This is a genomic window from Phytohabitans houttuyneae, from assembly GCF_011764425.1.
Lineage (GTDB): Bacteria > Actinomycetota > Actinomycetes > Mycobacteriales > Micromonosporaceae > Phytohabitans > Phytohabitans houttuyneae.
Genome location: NZ_BLPF01000003.1, coordinates 632,131 through 651,327 on the forward strand (window position 1 = coordinate 632,131; position 19,197 = coordinate 651,327).

The 19,197-nt window shown below is 69.1% G+C and carries 14 protein-coding genes and 3 pseudogenes; 9 read left to right on the forward strand and 8 right to left on the reverse strand.

The window, feature by feature from the left end; all coding sequences use genetic code 11:
- Positions 1–150: 150 nt before the first annotated feature.
- Positions 151–1,028 (forward strand): IS5 family transposase gene (locus Phou_RS37730; RefSeq protein ID WP_371872259.1). Its coding sequence is split into 2 segments (ribosomal slippage): positions 151–525 and positions 528–1,028, totalling 876 coding nucleotides; the frame shifts between segments, so codons are not numbered across the junction.
- Between the two features lie 185 nt (positions 1,029–1,213).
- Here the strand turns inward: Phou_RS37730 and Phou_RS37735 are convergent.
- Positions 1,214–1,576, reverse strand: coding sequence for a tetratricopeptide repeat protein (locus Phou_RS37735; RefSeq protein WP_173066429.1), 363 nt, complete (start codon positions 1,574–1,576; stop codon positions 1,214–1,216).
- Between the two features lie 39 nt (positions 1,577–1,615).
- On the reverse strand, positions 1,616–2,707 hold the full coding sequence (locus tag Phou_RS37740) for an IS630 family transposase (protein WP_173066432.1): 1,092 nt from the start codon (positions 2,705–2,707) through the stop codon (positions 1,616–1,618).
- Between the two features lie 351 nt (positions 2,708–3,058).
- Between Phou_RS37740 and Phou_RS37745 the strand changes: the two genes are divergently transcribed.
- Together Phou_RS37745 and Phou_RS37750 are read left to right on the forward strand one after the other, a co-directional pair.
- Entirely contained in the window at positions 3,059–3,355 is a 297-nt protein-coding gene (locus Phou_RS37745; RefSeq protein ID WP_173066435.1) for a Dabb family protein, read from the forward strand.
- 359 nt (positions 3,356–3,714) lie between these two features.
- On the forward strand, positions 3,715–4,311 hold the full coding sequence (locus tag Phou_RS37750) for a hypothetical protein (protein ID WP_173066438.1): 597 nt from the start codon (positions 3,715–3,717) through the stop codon (positions 4,309–4,311).
- A gap of 373 nt (positions 4,312–4,684) precedes the next feature.
- Here the strand turns inward: Phou_RS37750 and Phou_RS37755 are convergent, their stop codons facing one another.
- Positions 4,685–8,842, reverse strand: coding sequence for a P-loop NTPase family protein (locus tag Phou_RS37755; protein ID WP_173066441.1), 4,158 nt, complete (start codon positions 8,840–8,842; stop codon positions 4,685–4,687).
- 169 nt (positions 8,843–9,011) lie between these two features.
- On the opposite strand from Phou_RS37755, the gene Phou_RS37760 reads away from it, so the two are divergent.
- Positions 9,012–9,272, forward strand: coding sequence for a DUF3052 family protein (locus Phou_RS37760; protein ID WP_246274171.1), 261 nt, complete (start codon positions 9,012–9,014; stop codon positions 9,270–9,272).
- Between the two features lie 771 nt (positions 9,273–10,043).
- Positions 10,044–10,248 (forward strand): annotated as a pseudogene (locus Phou_RS37765) (cold-shock protein).
- A gap of 261 nt (positions 10,249–10,509) precedes the next feature.
- On the opposite strand, the gene Phou_RS37770 reads toward Phou_RS37765, so the two are convergent.
- Positions 10,510–12,003 (reverse strand): carboxylesterase/lipase family protein, encoded by a 1,494-nt coding sequence (locus Phou_RS37770; protein ID WP_173066444.1) that lies wholly within the window; start codon positions 12,001–12,003, stop codon positions 10,510–10,512.
- Between the two features lie 527 nt (positions 12,004–12,530).
- Between Phou_RS37770 and Phou_RS37775 the strand changes: the two genes are divergently transcribed.
- The gene (locus tag Phou_RS37775) at positions 12,531–12,938 is read left to right on the forward strand and encodes a hypothetical protein (RefSeq protein ID WP_173066447.1); all 408 of its coding nucleotides are present in this window, start codon (positions 12,531–12,533) and stop codon (positions 12,936–12,938) included.
- A gap of 131 nt (positions 12,939–13,069) precedes the next feature.
- Here the strand turns inward: Phou_RS37775 and Phou_RS53685 are convergent.
- The 3 genes and pseudogenes from Phou_RS53685 to Phou_RS37785 all read right to left on the reverse strand — a co-directional run.
- Positions 13,070–13,207 (reverse strand): annotated as a pseudogene (locus tag Phou_RS53685) (SDR family oxidoreductase); the annotation flags it as partial.
- A gap of 54 nt (positions 13,208–13,261) precedes the next feature.
- Positions 13,262–13,378: pseudogene (locus Phou_RS53690) on the reverse strand (hypothetical protein); the annotation flags it as partial.
- A gap of 81 nt (positions 13,379–13,459) precedes the next feature.
- Positions 13,460–13,786 (reverse strand): TraR/DksA family transcriptional regulator, encoded by a 327-nt coding sequence (locus tag Phou_RS37785; protein ID WP_173066453.1) that lies wholly within the window; start codon positions 13,784–13,786, stop codon positions 13,460–13,462.
- Between the two features lie 484 nt (positions 13,787–14,270).
- On the opposite strand from Phou_RS37785, the gene Phou_RS37790 reads away from it, so the two are divergent.
- The 3 genes from Phou_RS37790 (at position 14,271) to Phou_RS37800 (ending at position 17,430) form a co-directional block, all read left to right on the forward strand.
- On the forward strand, positions 14,271–15,512 hold the full coding sequence (locus Phou_RS37790) for an ABC transporter substrate-binding protein (protein ID WP_218579456.1): 1,242 nt from the start codon (positions 14,271–14,273) through the stop codon (positions 15,510–15,512).
- An 89-nt stretch (positions 15,513–15,601) separates the two neighbouring features.
- On the forward strand, positions 15,602–16,564 hold the full coding sequence (locus tag Phou_RS37795) for a carbohydrate ABC transporter permease (protein WP_246274172.1): 963 nt from the start codon (positions 15,602–15,604) through the stop codon (positions 16,562–16,564).
- The gene (locus tag Phou_RS37800; RefSeq protein ID WP_173066456.1) at positions 16,561–17,430 is read left to right on the forward strand and encodes a carbohydrate ABC transporter permease; all 870 of its coding nucleotides are present in this window, start codon (positions 16,561–16,563) and stop codon (positions 17,428–17,430) included. Before Phou_RS37795 ends, Phou_RS37800 begins: the two co-directional genes overlap by 4 nt.
- A 300-nt stretch (positions 17,431–17,730) precedes the next feature.
- Here the strand turns inward: Phou_RS37800 and pdxR are convergent, their stop codons facing one another.
- Positions 17,731–19,185, reverse strand: coding sequence for a MocR-like pyridoxine biosynthesis transcription factor PdxR (pdxR, locus tag Phou_RS37805; RefSeq protein WP_173066459.1), 1,455 nt, complete (start codon positions 19,183–19,185; stop codon positions 17,731–17,733).
- Positions 19,186–19,197: the final 12 nt, after the last annotated feature.

Below are 19,197 nucleotides of genomic sequence, written 5' to 3' on the forward strand. Positions count from 1 at the left end.
GCACTAGCCCGTGTATCGAAGTCGGCTGTGGTGGCTGGCGTGAGTTGAGATGTTGGGCGTGTCGGAGATCGACATGTAGCGAGGTCTTCGGTAGATGGTTCGTCGACCAAGACAGACCTGAATACCGGAGACCTCGTGGACACCCTAGCGGTGACGAGGCGGTTCGACCTGACTGACGAGCAGTGGGCGGTGCTGGAGCCGTTGCTGCCGGCGGGAAAGCGGCCGGGTCGGCCACCTCGGTGTAGTAGGCGGCAGTTGATCGACGGGATACGGTGGCGGACCCGGGCCGGGGCGCCGTGGCGGGACGTGCCGCCGTGTTACGGATCCTGGTCGGCGGTCTACGCACTGTTCCGCCGTTGGCAGCGTGACGGCACGTGGGCTGCGGTGTTGACCGCGTTGCAGGCCATCGCCGACGCGGCCGGGCGGATCGTGTGGGATGTGTCGGTCGATTCGACGATCGCCCGGGCACACCAGCATGCCGCCGGCGCCCGGAAAAGGGGGATCTGCAGAAGGAGCCGCCCGGTGGGGTCCGGACCGAGCCGGACGACCACGCGTTAGGTCGGTCCCGGGGCGGGTTGACCACGAAACTGCACCTGGGCTGTGAGCAGGGGCAGAAGCCGCTGTCGATCGTGCTGACCGCGGGGCAGCGAGGCGACAGCCCGCAGTTCACCGTCGTACTGGACGGCATCCGGGTACCCCGGCCCGGCGGCGGCCGGCCACGCACTCGCCCGGACCGGGTGCTGGCCGACAAGGCATACCCGTCCCGGGCCAACCGGGCCTACCTGCGCCGACGCGGGATCAAGGCGACCATCCCGTCCAAGGCCGACCACGACGCCAGCCGGCTGCGCAAAGGATCCAAGGGCGGCCGCCCACCGGCCTTCGATCCCGCCATCTACAAACAACGTCACGCCGTCGAGTGCGGTATCAACCGGCTCAAACGCAGCCGTGCCGTCGCCACCAGGTTCGACAAACTTGCCGTTCGCTACGAAGCAACGTTGCACATCGCCGCTATCAACGAGTGGCTATGAGCGACTTCGATACACGGCCTAGTCCCCACGCCCGTCTTCGGCGGGCCCAGGCAGCCAGATCTGCAGGAGGGTGCTTGCCAAACTTTCCGACCGGGCGCCGGAAGCGACGTACCCGAAGATTGCCGGCGGCAATCACTCGTACACGGCAACCGGCCAACCGAATTCGTCGCCGCGGTCTGCGGCGGCTACCGCATCGGCGGGTCACCTGCCTGGCCGGACCAGTAGGCGAGGTTGTTGCGAATGGCCCGGGTGCGGGGGTGGGCAAGGTCGAGCGTGCCCAGTACGTCGGGAAGCAACAGCTCGTAGATGGCCACAGCACCAGTCGGGTCACCGGCCTTGCCCCGCCACCAGGCGAGGCGGTTTCGGAGCTCCAGGGTGAAGGGGTGGTCGGGACCGAACACCCTGAGCACGTCGGGAAGTATCTGCTCGAAGGCGGTCACAGCGCCTGCCGGGTCGCCGGCCTGGCCTCGCAACAAGGCAAGATTGGCGCGGGTGTTGATCGTATCGGGGTGATCAATTCCGAGCACCCGAAGCTGGTCGTTGATCAATTGCTCAAAGGTTGACGCGGCATCAGCTAGTGTTCCGTCTCAGTTTTGAGTTGACACTTGTTGAAGGGTTACGCGTCCACGCCTGACCTTCTCCAGAATCGACTCTGCAGTGGCGGTCCAGACGAAGGGTTTCGGGTCGTCGTTGTGAACTTTCAGGTACTCGGTGATCGCGTCGATGAGCTCGTCTACGCTGCCGAACACGCCACGGCGGATCATCTTGCCGGTCAGGTCGGCGAACCACCGTTCCACCAGGTTCAGCCAGGACGAGGAGGTCGGGGTGAAGTGCAGGTGGAAACGGGGATGCTTGGCCAGCCACGCCTGTACGTCGGGGTGGGTGTGGGTGCCGTAGTTGTCCACGATCATGTGGACCTGCAGCTTGCGGGGCACGCTGGTATCGATGATGCGCAGGAAGCGCAGGAACTCATCGTGCCGGTGCCGGGCGAAGCATTTGCCGATCACCTTGCCGGTCAACACATCCAGCGCGGCGAACAGAGTGGTGGTGCCGTGCCGCTTGTAGTCATGGGTCATCGTCCCCGCCCGGCCCTTCTTCAACGGCAGGCTGGGCTGAGTCCTGTCCAAGGCTTGGATCTGGGACTTTTCATCCATGCACAGCACGATCGCGGAGTCCGGCGGATTGAGGTACAGGCCCACGACGTCGACCAACTTCTGCTCGAACCGGGGGTCGGTGGACAGCTTGAACGTCTCGGTCAGATGCGGCTTAAGCCCCCGCGCGTCCCACACCCGCTGCACCGTTGCCGGGCTCACCCCGACCGCGGCGGCCATCGACCGGCACGACCAGTGCGTGGCACCCTCCGGCCGCTCCTGCAGGGTCAACTCCACGATCCGATCGATCGTCGCCTGCGGGATCGACGCCTTACGACCCCGCCCCGGCGCCACCTTGCCCAGACCGGCAACCCCACGCTCGACGAACTCGCGCCGCCACGCCAGCACCGTCGGCCGCGACACCCCCACCAACCCGGCAATGTCGCTGTTGGACACACCGTCAGCCGCGTACAACAACGCCTGCGCCCGCTGCACCATCCGATGCTCGGCGGTACGCGATCCGGCGATCTGCTCCAGCAAATCCCGCTGCCCCTGATCCACCCTCAACGCCGCTGCGGCATGGCTCATACCGGCACCCTAAACCACCGTCAACCTATTTGCGAGACGGAACACTAGCGCCTTAGCCACTTCGCTATACCCAGCATCCGCCGCCAGGGGACAAGTCCGTTACGGCGGTGGGATGACCGTGGCGTGCTGAGAAGTCACTCATCCCAGTGTTCGTCGAAGAGTCGCGTATCTAATCCGCTCTCCCACTAATCGACGAAGCCTGGCGCGAGCGAGCCGGACCGCGACGCCCCGTCGAGCATGCGCGGATCGATTGGCGGCAACGAACTTGCCGCTCCGGTCGGTATGAGAACCTGTCAGGACTGGGCGGAGTGGGCCGCCTGCTAGTGCGGCAAGGTTGGAGACAGAGACCTGATGTCCATCCAGCACACCGTCGTTTTCCGGCTCGTCCACGAGCCGGGATCGACCGCCGAGATCGAGTTTCTGGAGAGCGGGCGGGCGACGCTGACCGCCATCCCTGGCGTCACTGCCTTCGCGGTCAACCGGCAGGTCAGCCCCAAGAGCGATTTCACGTGGCAGTTCTCGATGGTCTTCGCCGACCAGGCCGCCTACGACGGGTACAACGCGCATCCGGCGCACGTTGGGTTCGTCGAGACGCGGTGGCAGGCCGAGGTCGACGCCTTCCAGGAGTACGACTTCGTCGCCCGCTGACGCCTCCCGGAACCGCCGCCCGAAGGCTCGGCTACACAAGTGTCGGCGTACAGACTGGGGTGCTCAGCCGCGTACGCCTGAACGGGGTCTGTCGCCGATCTTGTGCGACGGAGTCAGCTTCGGATCAGGATGGAGGAGGAGGCTGCCCGAGGTATCGCCAAGGCGGTCAGGGTTCGACACTCGATCGCGCGCAGGGTTCGTGCTGTGGGCCCGCCGCCGGAATCCGAATGCGACGCCCGCCGAAGTGATCCGGGTGCTCGAGCGCCAGTACGTCGCCGCTATCAGCGACCGCTGGTCCTGGGACGCTACCGTGGTGCCGCGTTGTCCTCAAGCGATCGGGAGGCTCCAGGGTGGCGGCTGTGGATCAGCTCCTGGCCTCGATTGCCGAACGGCTGCGTGGCCGGCCCGTACCTGATGATCTGCGGCGGCTCGCGGCGATCCAGGCCGAGCGGCCCGCGGACGCCGGGCGGTCGCGGGACCCGCTGCTGCACACCAGGACGGTGATCTTCGAACCGGGTGAGTCCCACGCCCTGCTCGATCACAGCTACCTCACCGACAACGATCGCGCGGACCCCGACATCATGGCCAACATCGCCGCGATCGATACCGTGCTCCTACACGCCGCGTGGATCGGCACACTGGCCGACGGCGACGTGGTCGGTTACTGGCTGCACCCCGACGAACCGGTCGGCGAGCCACCGCTGGTCGTCACCTTCAGCACCGAGGGCGAGTTCGACATCCGGCCCGGCGAATCGCTGGTGGAGGCTGTGATCTACCACTACGCCGGATATGAGGACGACCGGTTCGCCTCGGTCGCGGACTTGTACGAGGCGCACGGGCTGCCGATAACCGCGCGGCGAGCGGACGACCTGCTCTACCGTCGGGCGGTCGTCAACCCGGGCGTGCTGCACAGCAAGCGGTACGAGCAGGAGTGCGCGGCCCGCGGCCTGAGCTAGCCAGGCCCGGGGGTGTACCAGGACGGTGGACGTTCGCCGCCAAGGGATTCGAATCGGGACTCGGGCCCATCCCGGCAACACCGACGTCGACGTTTCGTTCCTCACCACGAGCGAGTCGGCGCGCCGTCGTGCTCTGGCCACGACTCTGCTGCGCCAGGCACTCGCTGGCGCTACAGCCCGCGGGTTCGTCACCGTAAGCCTCCAGTCAACCGCGATGGATACCGACACGCTGAGCAAACCATCCGGACATGCCGATGTTCGGACGCTCGACCAGGCTGGCCAGTTCGGCGGTGGCCCGCGCAACTACCGGCACTTCGCCGGTAACTCGGGGAAGCGCTTCAGGCTGACCGCCAAACCTCGCCAGTACTGCCGATCAGGCGTCGCCGGTCACGCCGAGCTCCTCGACCACGACGTCCAACGTGGCCGGCTCATGCGCGACGAGCCACGGTAGGACGACGTCCCAGGCGGCGAAGGACAGCGCCTCCGCGATCAATCGCCGCCGCGCAGGCGGCGATAGCTGATCTGCGATCGCTAGGAGAGCCTTGGCCCGTTCGGGCGGAAGGTCGATGCTGCGGGCGACCGACAGCGCCCGGTCGACGTCGCCGACGGCGAACATCGCGGCCGCGAACGCCGCCAGCGCCTCGGACCGTTCCTCGGCAAACCGGACGCCGCGCGCTTCCGCCTCCGCGCGGTCCGCCCGCTCCTTATCGTCCGGCACCTGCCCAGCGATCGTCGCCAGTGCCTTCGCGCGCTCATGGTCCTGCGGGATCGCCAAGCTGACCCGTTCGGCGAGCTCGACGTCGCCACGCTCGCAGGCCGGCCGGACGATCGGCGCCAGCGCCCAGGTCCGCTCGTTAAGATCGTCGAGACCGAGGGCCAGCGACTCCGCGAGTTCGACGCGTCCGGCCTCCGCCAGCGCCGCCGTGTAGTCCGGCCGCTCCCTCCGGTCCGCCGCCTCGAACAGGTCGCGGATCTCTTGGTCACTGCTTCCCTGGACCGACACGCCGATACGGACCTCGACCGGCTCCGCGTCCGCCGGCTCGGCGGTAACCTGCCCGCGTCGACCGGCGTTGCGCCGGTGGTAGGTGTACATCTCGGTGATCAGCGAGTCGCCGCCCGGGTCCAGCGCGTTCGCCAGCGCCTCCGCCTCGGCGAACCGCTCCCACCGAACCAGTTCGCCGACGAGTCTCATCGTCACGAGATCGCGGTCGTCGTAATGCGCATCGGACATGATGCCGCAGTGAATCTGTGCGACAAGCCAGCCGACATGGTCGTGTGAGCCCGTTTTCAGCAGGACGAGGGCGAGTTCGGTGAGCGCGACCGGCGAATCGAGACGGGCGGCGGCGCGGACCGATCGCTCGATCTCAATGGCGATTTCGGCCGCCCGTTCGTGGTCGCCAGCGCGGGCGCGGGCGTATGCGACGACCGCCAAGGCGTTCGCGTTCGCCGCTAAGTCCGTGCCCGCACGCGCGATGCTCTCGGCCCGTGACAACTCCCCGTTGTCCACGAGGGCGTGGATCAGGATCATGTCGGCGTTCGCCCGAGCCAGACCGCGCTCCGCGGCGACCACCGCGAGCCCGGCCGCCAGCTCGACCTCGCCGTTCGCCAACGCCTGTTCCGCGACCGCCTCAAGGGCACGCTCGAGTGCGGATCGATCAGGGAAATGGTGGTCCTCGCGGACGGTCATCGCGTGCAGCGCCTGGACGCTCGCCTGGAGGTCCCGTGCCGCGATCCATGCGCGAACGACATGGAGTTGCGCCGTGACGCGATCCTCGTCCGGCGCCGACAGAGCGATGTCCCCTGCCGAGCGGGCGTAATCTGCGGCAATCTGAGCCTCGGCCGCGCGCGCACGGAACGCAAGTGCTGCACACCGGCTTACCACCGACGTGATCAGGGCCGATTCGGCCTCGGCTCGCTCGAGGTCACCGACCAGCTCCGCCAGCGTCACAGACTGCGCGATCAACCACTGTGGCGGGTCCTGGAAGCTGTCCGGTCGCCAGTAATCGACGATCGCGCGAACGATCGGCTCTTCGTCCATAGCCGCGGCGAGCTTCGCCACACGAATCAGTACCTCACCGAAGCGGCGATCCAGGACTTCGATCTTGTCGATCGCATCGAGCGCACCGGCGAGGTCGCCGACTGTGGCGCGTACGACCGCGACCTGCCCGAACGCGGAACTGCGAATCTCCACGTCGGTCGTCACAGCCGCGGCGGCCGTCTCGGCGGCCGCCAACAGCCCCTTGAGCTGCTCGTCGCCTCCGCCTGTATGGGCCAGCATGGCCAAGCGGCAGAACGCGCCGGCGCGTCTGTACAGATGGATCTCCTCCGCGAGCTGCCGTGCCTTGTCGTAGTCGCCGTTCCGCGCGATCTCCTCCGCCAGCAGGATCAGGGCCTCGTCCGCGCCGCCGTCGCTACGGAGGATCGCGCGGGCCAACGCCTCGGCGCGGTTGCGGTTGCCGAGTGCCGCCCACACTGCCGGGACCTCCTCCGGCATCCGCTCGTTGCGGCGGAGCAGGCGGTCGCGGTGCACGGCCAGGCGCAGCAACGCGCGCAGATCGGGGTGGGCCGGCCGTCGCAGCAGCGCGGCGGCCGCCGCCATCTCGGTCAGAGCGGCGTTGTCGCCGCCGCTGACATCCAGCATCCGGTCGTGTCGGCCCCCGTCGGTGGCGAACATGATCAGTCGATCCAGGTCCGCGGTGTCGATCAGGAGCTGGACGTAGCTGCCGAGCAGATAGCCGGGGGTGTCTCCGGGCCAGCCGGCGTTGCGGAAGCGGTCGGCCCAGGCGTGGATGCGCTCGCGGTAGGCCAGGAGCCTGGTTCGGCCCATGACCCGGACCGCCTCCTGCTGGAGCTCCTCATGGCCGAGGGCGTAGTACCGCTCGTCGGCACGCCAGGGACCGGACGACGCCACGAAGGTTCTGCCCGACACGGCCTTGAGCAGCTTGTCGATGTCAAGCGGATCAAGGCCGTTCAGCATCGCGAGATCCGCTCCGGTGAGGCCCCCGCCGGCGGCCGCCAGGACACCGAGCAGATCGCGCTCTTGGCTCGTGCCGTGCAGCAGGTGCCGTAGCTCGCGTTCCATCTCGGCGCGGACGATCTGCGCCTCCGGCGAGGGTTCCAGTTGCCGGGCTGCCTCCGGCTTCCGCAACGGGTGGTCGTCCGGGACGTCGAACGGCAGCTCCGGGTTCGGCCGCCCCGTGACGATCACCTTCAGGTTCTCCGGCAGGTGCCGCGGCAGCAGCGCAGCGATGCTGTGCGAGTCTGGTCCCGGGGTGACGCCCCGGTCCTCGTCGAGGCCGTCGACGGCGAGCACCAGGCGGAGATCCCGCCCGCGAAGCTCCGCGGCGGCCCGGTGCAGCCACTCGATCAGGTACACCTCGCGGGTGGCCTGGGTCAGCGGCGGCGGTGGCCCGCCCAGCAGCTCCCCCATCTGCTGGAGGAGCACGTCGACGAAGCCCGCCCGGTCGTGCTGTCCCGGGTGCTGGGCGGTGACGAAGAACGAGACCACCGCGACGCCGGCCGGCGGGTGCAGCACGAACCATCGCATGAGCGCCGACTTGCCCGCCCATGGTCCGGCCCGCAGCCAACGGTAGCCGGGACCGTCGTCGAGGCAGAACTGCTCGAGCTCGGCGAGCTCACGTTCCCGCCCGACGAGGACGGCCGGCGCCGCGTCCCGGACGAACTGCAGGTACGCCGATCGGTGGGCCGTGGTCGTCCGCAACGGCGTGCCGGAGAGGTCTCTGCGGAGCACGGACTCGGTGACGTGGGCACCCGAGGGCGCGTAGCGGGCCGCCAGTTCTGCGAGCCGCGGGAACAGCAGGTGTGGCGGTGTCACGACGTCGTCGACGACCACGGCCCGGAGCTGTCCGACGGCGACGGTCCGATCCGTCTCGTCCCCGCCCTCGAGCCGCAGCTCCCGGGTGTACAGGGCAAGGAGCAGGCGCCAGGTGAGCTCGCCGAGCTCCACGCCGTCGACGTGAATGCGGCCGGCGGCCTTCGTCACCAGCGCATCGATGTGGACCAACCGGCCGCGGACGTCGTCGTTCGTCCGCCCCGGCCGCGCGACCTCGGCGCGGAACGCTGCCTCGTCCCCGACCGCCCGGGCGATCACGGTCAGCTCGCGGAGCTGGTGCACGGCCGGGTTCGGGCTGGCCACGGCCAGAGCGAGGCGCCACCGTCCGGCGCGCACCGCCGGCCAGTGCTCGGCGACGATGCGGACGTAGGAGGTCAGCAGTTCGGCCGAGGCGTGGTCGCTCCTGACGAGCGCCGGGGCTCGCCGCACCCCGATCGACACCCGGCGCTCGCCGCCATCAGGCGAACGACCGGCCACGACCAGGTCGTCGACCGGGCTGATCCCGCTGGCCTGGAAGGTCACGGACTCGAGCGTGGCATCGTCGCCGAGCTCGGGCGCGGGGTTGCCGCTCAGCAGGCAGGACAGCAGCGTGGCACCGTAGCGATGCTCGAGCACCGTGCCGCCGCCTCCGGTCGAGTACGGAGACGCAGCCAGGTGTCCGCCACCGGCACCGTTCACTGCGACAGGCTACGCCAGCGGAGCGTCAGACGTCCGCCACCGGCTGCAGTATCGACGAGCTCGACCGCGACTGCCACGCACAAACGATACGTAGCTCGAGGCCAAATTCGATGGCCTGCCCGACGGGGTCGTCATCCGGTACGGCCTGGCTGCCGACGCGCCGAGCGACGTGATCGTGCTGTTCGTGACCGGACGCCAGGAGTTGCAGGCCCGCCTCGACGAGGTCAGACGCGGCATGGCCCAGGACGGCGGCTTCTGGGTCGCCTGGCCGAAACGAGCGTCGAAGGTGCCCACGGACGTTACCGAGGACGTCGTCCGTGAAGTCGCGCTGCCGACCGGGTTGGTCGACAACAAGGTATGTGCGATCGACGAGATCTGGTCGGGCCTGCGGCTGGTCATCCGCCGCGAATACCGCACACAAGCCAAGTGAGGTGTCTCGCCGGATCCCCTCGACGCAAGACGGGTGCCGCGACGCGCCTCGATGCGTACAGCCCGGCGGCGGGACTGAGGTGACGGTGGGCTCGTAGAGGGCGGATGCACCGAACAGGCCGCCAGCCTGGAGCAGGTTGTTCGGGCTCCGGGTTGAGCGCTTCCGCCAGGAAATCAATCTCCAGCACGACGAGCACTCCATCCGCCTCACGCGATGCCCGGATCTGCCGCGATCCGCTCGCTACTGAACGTAATGGCGGCTTGCGGCCCGGTGCGCAGGGCGGCCGATGAGCGGGCTCGTGACACCGATGGCCTGAGCCGCGGGATCCGATGGGAGTCCCGCGTCGACTCGGCTGACGTTTTGTGCCGTGACCGCCGTCCCTTCGGCCAGCACGACCGTCAGGCCAGCCGCCTGTTCTTGCTGGCGTGGTGCTGTTGGTCGAGGTCACAGCGGCGGGGTGCGGGATCGCTGCGATCGAGTTGAACGCGGCGGTGGTCCGGGGTCTGGTGGTGGGGATGCGTGATGAGCGGCGGCGTTGTCCGCTGGGTGGCCAGGCGGCGGCGTGTCTCGGCACTGCGCGGGTGGGATTCGGTGGGGCCGGACCCTGGTCGCGTTTGGTTGGTTGTGACTTTCTTGCGTGTTCGTGGTTGATCTATGAAGCCCGCAGGTCAGGTTTTGCGGGCGTTGCTATCTCTCATTGGACGGAACCACCTGCGACGACGGCTGGTGGGGACGCATGGTGCGGTCCTGCGCTCCGAGGAGGAGTTAGGTATGGCAGAGGGCACTGTGAAGTGGCTAAAACGGAGACAAGGGCTTTGGCTTCATCGCGGTGGACGGAGGCTACAAGGACGTCTTCGTTCACTTCTCCGCGATTGCTGCCGAGGGGTACCGCAGCCTGGAGGAGAACCAGTGGGTGGAGTTCGGGATCGCTCAGGGAGCCGAGGTCTCGCAGGCCGGCGACGTCCGTGTTCTCTGACGTGTCCAGTACCGCGGCTGGGAGCCCGCAGGCTTGTCGTACCCGGGAAGCTGCGCCGGATTCGACGCTGAAGCAGGCTCTGTTGTGGAGTGAGGGACGCGGGCTAGCCGCCACCCGACTCGTTACGTCGGCGGTGCCCCAGCGGCCACGTCAACCGCCCAGAAGGCGTGAATCTTCGGGTGAGCGCAGGCTTTCGGTTGCCCCGCCGGCCCGCCTACCACTCGCCCATGCCGGCAGTGTGCGGCATGGGCGCACGTCCGGTCATCGCACGTGCGGCTGCTCGGTGATGTGCATTGTGGTGCGGCGGTGGTCGTACCTCGGCCAGCGTGGGAGGCCACCGTGCTCGGGTGATCCGGTGTGGACGAACGCCGCCCAGGCCGGCAGCGTCGCCGTGACCAGCGCCGCCTCGTGGTCGGGGTCCGCGCCGGCGAGCATCGGCGCCGCACGCCAGGCTGGCAGGGTGCCGAAGACGTACGGCAGCTCGAGGCAATGGCAGGCGCCGAGCGGGTTGCCGGCCGGGTGCCAGTCGAAACGGTACGCGTACGACCGGGCGTGGCCGGCAAGCCGCGGGACGTCCCGGTGGAAGTAGTGGTCGGTGGCCAGCAGCTGGAGCACCAGCTCGGGGGCGGCGCCCGGTGCCGTGCGGCTGATCCGGGCGTACTCGTGCTCGGCGCCGGCACCGGCGAAGCCACGCGCGATCTCGATGGCCCGGGCCTCGTCGACGCCGCGCAGGCGCGGATCCAGCACCGCCCAGGCCGCCGCCTCGTCCCGGGTGGCGCCGACCAGCCGGCCGATGTGGCTGACCCGGCCGGCAGCGCCCACCAGGTCGGGCGCCACGACGTCCCCGGCGGCCACGAGGTGGAACGGCGGCGCGAGCTGCAGCGGCGCGGCCGCCTGCATCAATACTCCCTGGGCGGCGAGCAGCTGTTCGACCGGCACGTCCCGCAGCCGGTACGCCTCGCCGGGCGGCATCCCCAGGGCAGCGAGGTACCGCTCGGTGACCGCGGCCGCCTCGGCCGGTGCCGCCGGGGCGATGCCGGTCGGCGTGCTCTGCAGGATCACCCGGTGGAAGAGGCCGCGGGCCTGCGGCGCGGACATCATCGCCAGCGCGGTGAGCGCACCGGCGGACTGGCCTGCCAGTGTCACCCGGCCCGGGTCGCCGCCGAAGCCGGCGATGTTGTCGCGTACCCAGCGCAGCGCCGCGAGCTGGTCGAGCAGCCCGGCATTGCTCCAGCCCAGGTCCGGTGCGTGCAGGAAGCCGAGGGCGCCGAGGCGGTAGTTGACCGTGACCACGACCAGGTCGCCATCCGCGGCCAGGCGCACGCCGTCGTACCAGTCCTGGCCACCGGCCCCGGCCACGAACGCACCGCCGTGCAGCCAGACCAGGACCGGCCGCCGGCCGCGCAGGCCCGGCGTCCACACGTTGACCGACAGGCAGTCCTCGGACTGGCCGGGGAGCCGGATCGGCCCGACCACCTGCGTCAACCGCGACGGCGACTGCGGCGCGGCCGGTCCGGGCCGGACCGCGTCGCGTACCCCGCGCCAGGCCGCCGGCGGGACGGGCGGCCTGAACCGCCGCTCACCGACCGGGGCCGCCGCGTACGGCACGCCGGCGAACATGCTGATCCCACCGGCCCGGCGCCCGCGCACCGCCCCGGCGGTTGTCCGCACCACCGGGTCAGAGTCACCACTGCGGACCAGCCAGCCAGCCGGAACGCCCAGCGCCAGACCTCCGAGCAGCGTGCGACGCTCCATTCTGTACGCCTCCCCATCCCGATGCTGTCCATCGCCAGGCTACGTCGACCTGAATAGGCCTGGGCTCAGACCGTGTTGTCGTCCCGGGACCATTGCAGGAGGTCCGCCGCTCGGCCAGTGCCCATGAAGGTCGACAGTTCGCGGCGCCGGGTCGGAGTTCGGCAGGGCCATGACAAACCGCGCGCCGCGTCCGTCGAAGGCTGCACACCGTCCCTTTAGGGCGGACCCGCACACCCTGCGGACCCGATTACACACCAGCGCGTCCGCCGCCGCCGTCTCGAAGAGCCCGGCGATGCCGCTGCCACCAGCCGCTCCAGCCCCGACCTTGCCGCCTCTGCCCGAGTGCGCGACTTCGCCGTGATCGGGGAGGGGGATTGGTGCGCATCACCCCGTGGCGGCTTCCGGGACGGCACCGTCCACGCCTCTGACCACCCGGGCGCCACCACGGCCCGCCTCAACGTGCTCGACGTCAACGCCACCCGCCAAGCGCTCGACACCCTCGGAGAAGCCCGGGGACCGAACCCAGCATGGTCTCCACGCCCGCGGCGCCGGCACCCCAGGCGGCTACGGCACCGCCACCAGGCCCGACCAAGCCACTACCCACCCCGCGGCGGCAACTGACCGTCCTGGGCAGGCCGACAGTCACCGCCCCAGACGGAACCTCGCTGCGGATCCGCCGCACCGACAGTCTGCAGATCCTGGCCCACCTCGCCCTCATCCAGGACGCGATCAACGTCGACCCGTACAACGAACACCTCTACCAGCGCGCCATCGGCCTGCACGGCCGCCTCAACAACCCAGACGGCATCCGCACCACGCTACGAACACTCAACGACCGACTCCGGCAGTTGCAGGCCGGTGTCTCAGAGCGGACCCGCCGCCTCGCCGCGGAGCAGCTCGCCGAGATCGAGCGCGGAGAGGCCAATGCGCCGTAGGAGAGCATGAACGAGCGCGGAAACGGGCAGCCCGAACCGCACTTGATCGTAGGCGTCGTGGAGGTCGACCATTGTGGATAGTGGGTGGGGCGTGGCCGGGTCGGGCCGGCGCCCGCTCGGTTCAGCCGCCGTCAACGGCCGAGGACCGCGCCGCCGTTGAGGCCGATGATCTGTCCGGTTAGGTAGCCGGCTTCGGGTGAGGTGATGTAGCGGATGGCCGCTGCGACGTCGGCGGGTGTTCCGGCCCGCCCGACGAGGGTGTCGGCCACGTGATCCGTCCCGGTGGCTTCGTTGATCTCAGCGCGTGCCTGAGCCAGCAGCTCCCGCCGCCGTCCGATGATCACTACCCGGTCACCCTGGCCGGCGAGGGTGTGAGCGATCTGCTTGCCGACGCCAGTGCCGCCACCGGACACCACCGCAAGACGAGAACCACCTGCCATGGCGCCACGATAACGATCATGTTGATGACTCGCGGCGTGCCCCCCGCTCTCGGCACAGAGCGGGCTGCCAGGGGCACGGAACTAGGCGCACGCCATACAGCAGCGGGCAAACGGCCGCACGGCGAGCCGTTCCGCGGCGATCGGCCGCTCACAGCGTTCGCAGATGCCGTAGGTCGCCGTGTCCACCCGACGCAACGCCTCGTCGACCTCGGCGATCCGCTCCCGCGCGGTGGCCAGAAGCGCGGTCAGCTGAGCGCGTTCGAAGCCGATGGTGACGCCCTCCGGGTCGTGCTCGTCGTCGGCGTTCGAGTCGCGCGATGCCGCGAACAGCGCCTCCAGGTCCCGGGCCAGCGTCGCCGCCTCTGCCTGCGTGCTCGCTCGCAGCCGCAGCAGCTCGTCCCGAACCATCTCCGCAGCTTAACGACCCCTCGTCGGGCGCCTACCGGCCACCGGCACGCGCCGGGCGGCGAGGACTCCTTGACCACGGCCGGCCGGCTCTCTGGCGGGAACGACCGCCGAGGCGGCCATCGCCCCGGCGGGCGCCGCCGCATCGAGGGCAGCGGCTATCGGTAGTTCTTCGTAACTGTCGCCGCCAGCGGACGCTTCGGTGGGCCACACGCACCGCCGGACGACCACGTAAGCCCGATGGTGGTACGGGCTCGAGCCCTTCCTCGGGCGGCAGACAGGTATCGAGCATTTTCCGGAACTTGTGTTGACCGTGCTCGATGCCTTGGCTATCGTCACACGTCATACGAGGTGACATCGATGTCGATCGACAACACCGGTCCAGGCTCCCAGCGTGAAATCGGCCGGAGCGGCACCGCCGAGCCGCAAGTACTCACCGTGATCGCTCTGGACCGCCTGCCTCTCGCGACCACCGTTTGGAGGGCACGTGAAGCGTGTCATCGCTACCGCAGCCGCCGCCACCGTAGCCGCGCTCCTGGTGGTCGGCTGTACGCCAGGATCGGGCGGGGACGCCGGATCGTCTGACCCGAAGACGTTCGAGTTCTGGTCCTTCACCGGGATCAACCAGAAGGTCGACGTCGACGCCTATTCCAAAGCGCACCCGGACATCAAGGTCAAGCTCACCGAGGTGGGCAGCACGACCGAGACGGCCCAGGCGCTCACCACCGCACTGGCCGGTGGCAAGGTGCCCGACCTCGTGCTGATCCAGGGTGACGACCTGCCGAAGTTCATGCAGTCCCCGGAGAACTTCGTGGACCTGTCCACGCTGGGCGCCGACCAGAAGAAGGGCGACTACCTCGACTGGGTGATGAACCAGTCGATGACCGAGGACGGCAAGATCATCGGGATACCGACGGATGTTGGCGGCCTGGCGGTCGCGTACCGTACGGACCTGTTCAAGGCCGCCGGCCTGCCCACCGACCGCGACCAGGTGTCCAAGCTATGGCCGACCTGGGACGGGTTCATCGACGCCGGCAAGAAGTACGTCCAGGCGACCGGCAAGCCGTTCGTCGACAACACCTCGACGAGCGTCTTCTTCCAGGCGGTCAACCAGGGCACGGAGCGCTACTACGACGCGAACCGGCAGCTGTCGTACGACAAGAACCCGCAAGTCAAGGCCGCGTTTGACCTGGCGCTGAAGGTTCACGCGTCGGGCATCACCTCGAAGATAACCTCCTGGTCGACCGGCTGGACGGCGGGCATGAGCAAGGGTGACTTCGCGGTCGTCTCCGCGCCGGCCTGGATGCTCAACGCGATCAGGACCAACGCCCCCAAGACAAACGGCAAGTGGGACGTCGCCACCATCCCCGGCGGCTCGGGGAACTGGGGCGGCAGCTACCTCGCCATCCCCAAGCGGGCGAAGAACCCGAAGGCGGCCTGGGACTACATCGCGGAGATGCAGTCGCCGGAGGGCCAGCTCGAGAACTTCCTTTCCAAGGGGAACCTCCCCACGACGCCGTCGGTCTACACCGACCCGCGGCTGGTCGGGAAGACCGACCCGTTCTTCTCCGACGCGCCGGTCGGCAAGATTTACACCGAGTCCGTGCTGGGCGTCAAGCCGTTCTACATCGGTCCGGACGACGCCACCATCGGCAGCGAGCTGATCAACGCGATCATCAGCGTCGAGCAGGGCAAACTACCCCCGGCAAAGCGTGGGACACCGCGCTAGTCAACGTCAAGAACGCCCTGCGTGGCTGAACGGACGACAGACGCGACGGCTGGGCGAGCCCGGCCGTCGCGCGCCGGGAAGGTGACGATGTGACCACCGTGTTGAGACCGGCCGCGGCCGCGAAGGCCACCGGGCAGCCGACCCGGAAGCGCCGCGTTCAGCAGGGCCTGCGCGAGCGACTGGCGCCCTACGCGTACATCGCACCGTTCTTCCTGCTCTTTTTCATCTTCGGCCTCTTCCCACTGCTGTTCACGTTCTACATTGCACTGTTCGACTGGAACCCGATCGGCGAGCGCGAGTTCGTGGGGCTGGCCAACTTCTCCGAACTCCTCGACGACCCGCGGTTCTGGGGCGCGCTGCGCAACACGTTCAGCATCTGGCTGCTGTCGACGGTGCCGCAGCTGCTGCTCGCGCTCGGCCTGGCGCACGTGCTCAACCACGTACGTCTGCGGGCGGCCGCCTTCTTCCGCATGTCGGTGCTCGTTCCCTACGTCACCTCCGTAGCGGCGACCACCATCGTCTTCGCCCAGCTCTTCGACCGCGACTACGGCATGCTCAACTGGTTCCTCGGGTTGCTGGGTTTCCAGCACATCGACTTCACCGCGTCGGTGTGGGGCAGCCACGTCATGATCGCTGCGATGATCGCCTGGCGGTGGACCGGGTACAACACCTTGCTGTATCTCGCCTCGCTCCAGGCGGTGCCCCGCGATCTGTACGAGGCCGCCGCCGTGGACGGTGCCAACAGCTGGAAGCAGTTCCGCCACATCACCATCCCCGCCCTGCGGCCGATCATCGTGTTCACCGTCGTCACCTCGACGATCTACGGACTGCAGATCTTCACCGAGCCGCTGCTGGCAAACCCGGTGGGTGGACTGACCTGCGGGGCGGCGCGGCAGTGCCAGACCCTCACCCTCTTCCTCTACGAGCAGGGCTTCGGCCGGTTCAGCTTCGGCTACGGCGCGGCGGTGGGCGTCGCACTCTTCGTCGTCGTCGTGATCGTCGCCGCGATCAACTACCTGCTGGTCACCCGCATCCGCTCGGAGCGCCCATGAACCCCGCACCTTCGACCACCCGGCGGGCAACCCGCCGCCGGCGCCCCGTCAACCGGCTCCCGCTCTGGGTGTACGCGCTGCTCGGCGTCATGGCGTTCGTCAGCGTCTTCCCGCTCTACTGGATGTTCGTGGTGGCCTCCACGGACTCGGCCACCGCGTACAGCCTCCCGCCACACGTCGTGCCCGGCGGCAACTTCTTCCATCTGGCCGGCCTCGTCTTCGACATCGTGCCGTTCGTGCAGGCGCTCCTCAACAGCGTCGCCGTCTCCACCTCGATCGGTGTGGGCCAGGCCCTGCTGTGCGCGCTGGCCGGTTTCGCCTTCGCCAAGCTGCGCTTTCCCGGCCGCAACACGCTGTTCCTCATCGTCGTGCTGACGATGACCGTCCCGGCCCAGCTGGCCGTCATCCCGCAGTACCTGATCGTGTCGAAGCTCGGCTGGGTGGACACCCTTCAGGCGGTGATCGTCCCCGGGCTGGTCAGTGCCTTCGGGATCTTCTGGATGCGCCAGCACATCAGCAGCACCATCGATGACGAGCTCATGCACGCCGCCCGCGTGGACGGCGCCACCACCTGGCAGATCTTCTGGCGCATCGCCTTCCCACTCGTCCGTCCGGCGGCGTTCGTCCTGGGACTGTTCGGTTTCGTCAACGCCTGGAACGACTTCCTGTGGCCGTTCATCGTCCTGAAGTCTCCCGAGCGCTACACGGTCCAGATCGCCATCAAGGCGTTGCAGAACAGCAGAGACATCGACCTCGGCCTGGCCATGTCGGGCTCGTTCCTGGCCACGGTGCCGGTGCTGGTGTTGTTCGTCTTCGTCGGGCGGCGCCTGGTGCAGGGCATCATGGAAGGCGCCTTCAAGGGCTGACCAGCTCAGTGCTCACCAGTGGCGGATGCCGCCTCGGTGGCGACGTGGGCCCAGGCCGGCGGCGGCGCCGCGCAAAGGCGGCGAGGTCGCCGTGCGCGGCGTCGAAGCGATCGTGTGGCCCGTGCCGGACGAACAAGTACGGCTACGGCAAAGGGTCTTCTTCAAGGCGTCGAAGGCCGGGGGCCTGGCTGCGGTCAGGAATGGCGGCGCATCGTCCAGCTCGTGGGCGTGGCGTCTGTGACGCGGTGACGTCGTCGGCGCCGCACTGATCCGCGCGGTCACCGCCGGCGACCAGCCCGATCACGTTCGATGCGGGCCTTGAAGCCGATGCGTCGCCTTCTCGGGCGGAACAGGTCCGGAGAGCAGGTCGGCGACCGCGGCGATGCCGGCCTTGATGGTGCGTTCGGACAGGTTGCCGAACCCCAGCACGAGTCGTGCCGGCACCGCCCGCCCGCCGGACGTCAGGGGAGTGAGCCCGTACAGACCGACGCCGCGTCGCCGGGCCTCCGTGATCGCCGCGGCCTCGGTGACGCCGTCGGGCAGGTGGGCGATGGCGTGAAAGCCGGCGGCCAGGCCGGTCAGGCGGACGGTGGGCGCGTGGCGTGCCAGTGACTCGGCCAATGCCGAGCGTCGGGCGGCGTAGAGCGAGCGCATCCGGCGCAGGTGGCGGTCGTACCGTCCGGAGGAGATCAGGGTGGCCAGTGCGAGCTGGTCGAGGCCGGGGCAGCCGCGGTCGTGGATCTGCTTCTCCTCGACCAACGCCTCGGTCATCGCGGGCGGGCACAGCATCCATCCGAGCCGGATCGTCGGGGCCAGCGACTTGCTCACGGTGCCTAGCGACAGCACGCGATCGGCCGCCAGACCGTGCAGCGAACCGACGGGCTCGCGGTCGTAACGGAACTCAGCGTCGTAGTCGTCCTCAATGATCGTCGCATCGTGCCGGTTCGCCCAGTCAACGAGTTGCAGACGCCGCGCCGCGGCTAGTACGACGCCGGTCGGCCACTGGTGCGCGGGGGTGAGGATGACTGCGCGGGCGTCGGTGGCGGCCAGCGCGGCGACGTCGATGCCGTCGTCGTCGACCGGCACGGGCACCAGGCGGAGCCCGGCGCGGGCGGCCACGGCCGCGTTTCCGTTGATCGGGCCGGGGTCTTCGCACGCGACGGTCGTAACCCCGCCGCGCGCGAGCGTGCGCAAGGCCAGCGACAGGCCCTGCTGGTACCCGGCACAGATGACCAGGTGCTGCGGCTCGGCCGCGGCGGCGCGTACCCGGCGCAGATATCCGGCGAGCACCTCGCGCAGTGACTGGTTACCGCGGGGATCGCCGTAGTCGAACAGGGCGTTGGGCGCCGCCCTCGACCCCTCGCGCAGAGCCCACAGCCAGTCGCCGCGCGGGAAGCTGGCCAGGTCGGGGACGCCCGCCTGGAAGTCGGCCATCAGCGGCTCCGGGCGGGCCGGCGGTGGCGATGCGGCCGGCGGGGTGGCGGTGCCCGCCGCGACCCGGGTCGCGGATCCGGCCCGGGTGGACAGGTAGCCCTCTGCCTGCAGCTGGCTGTAGCAGTCCTGCACCAGCCCACGGGACAGCTCCAGATCCCGGGCGAGCTGACGGGACGAGGGGAGCCGCTCGCCGATCTGCAGCCGGCCGGTGCGGATCGCGTCGCGCAGCTGCCGCTCGAGCTGTGAGGTGAGCGGCTCGCCGCTGGCACGGTCCAGCGTCAGCAGCAGGTCTGGAGCCGAACTGGACCACTCGACCGGCATGAAACTGGAGCT

Coding starts and splice junctions, on each gene's coding strand:
- Phou_RS37740 (WP_173066432.1), bottom strand. CDS start 2,707: ATGAGCCATGCCGCAGCGGCGTTGAGGGTGGATCAGGGGCAGCGGGAT.
- Phou_RS37745 (WP_173066435.1), top strand. CDS start 3,059: ATGTCCATCCAGCACACCGTCGTTTTCCGGCTCGTCCACGAGCCGGGA.
- Phou_RS37770 (WP_173066444.1), bottom strand. CDS start 12,003: ATGGAGCGTCGCACGCTGCTCGGAGGTCTGGCGCTGGGCGTTCCGGCT.
- Phou_RS37775 (WP_173066447.1), top strand. CDS start 12,531: ATGGTCTCCACGCCCGCGGCGCCGGCACCCCAGGCGGCTACGGCACCG.
- Phou_RS37785 (WP_173066453.1), bottom strand. CDS start 13,786: ATGGTTCGGGACGAGCTGCTGCGGCTGCGAGCGAGCACGCAGGCAGAG.
- Phou_RS37800 (WP_173066456.1), top strand. CDS start 16,561: ATGAACCCCGCACCTTCGACCACCCGGCGGGCAACCCGCCGCCGGCGC.
- pdxR (WP_173066459.1), bottom strand. CDS start 19,185: ATGCCGGTCGAGTGGTCCAGTTCGGCTCCAGACCTGCTGCTGACGCTG.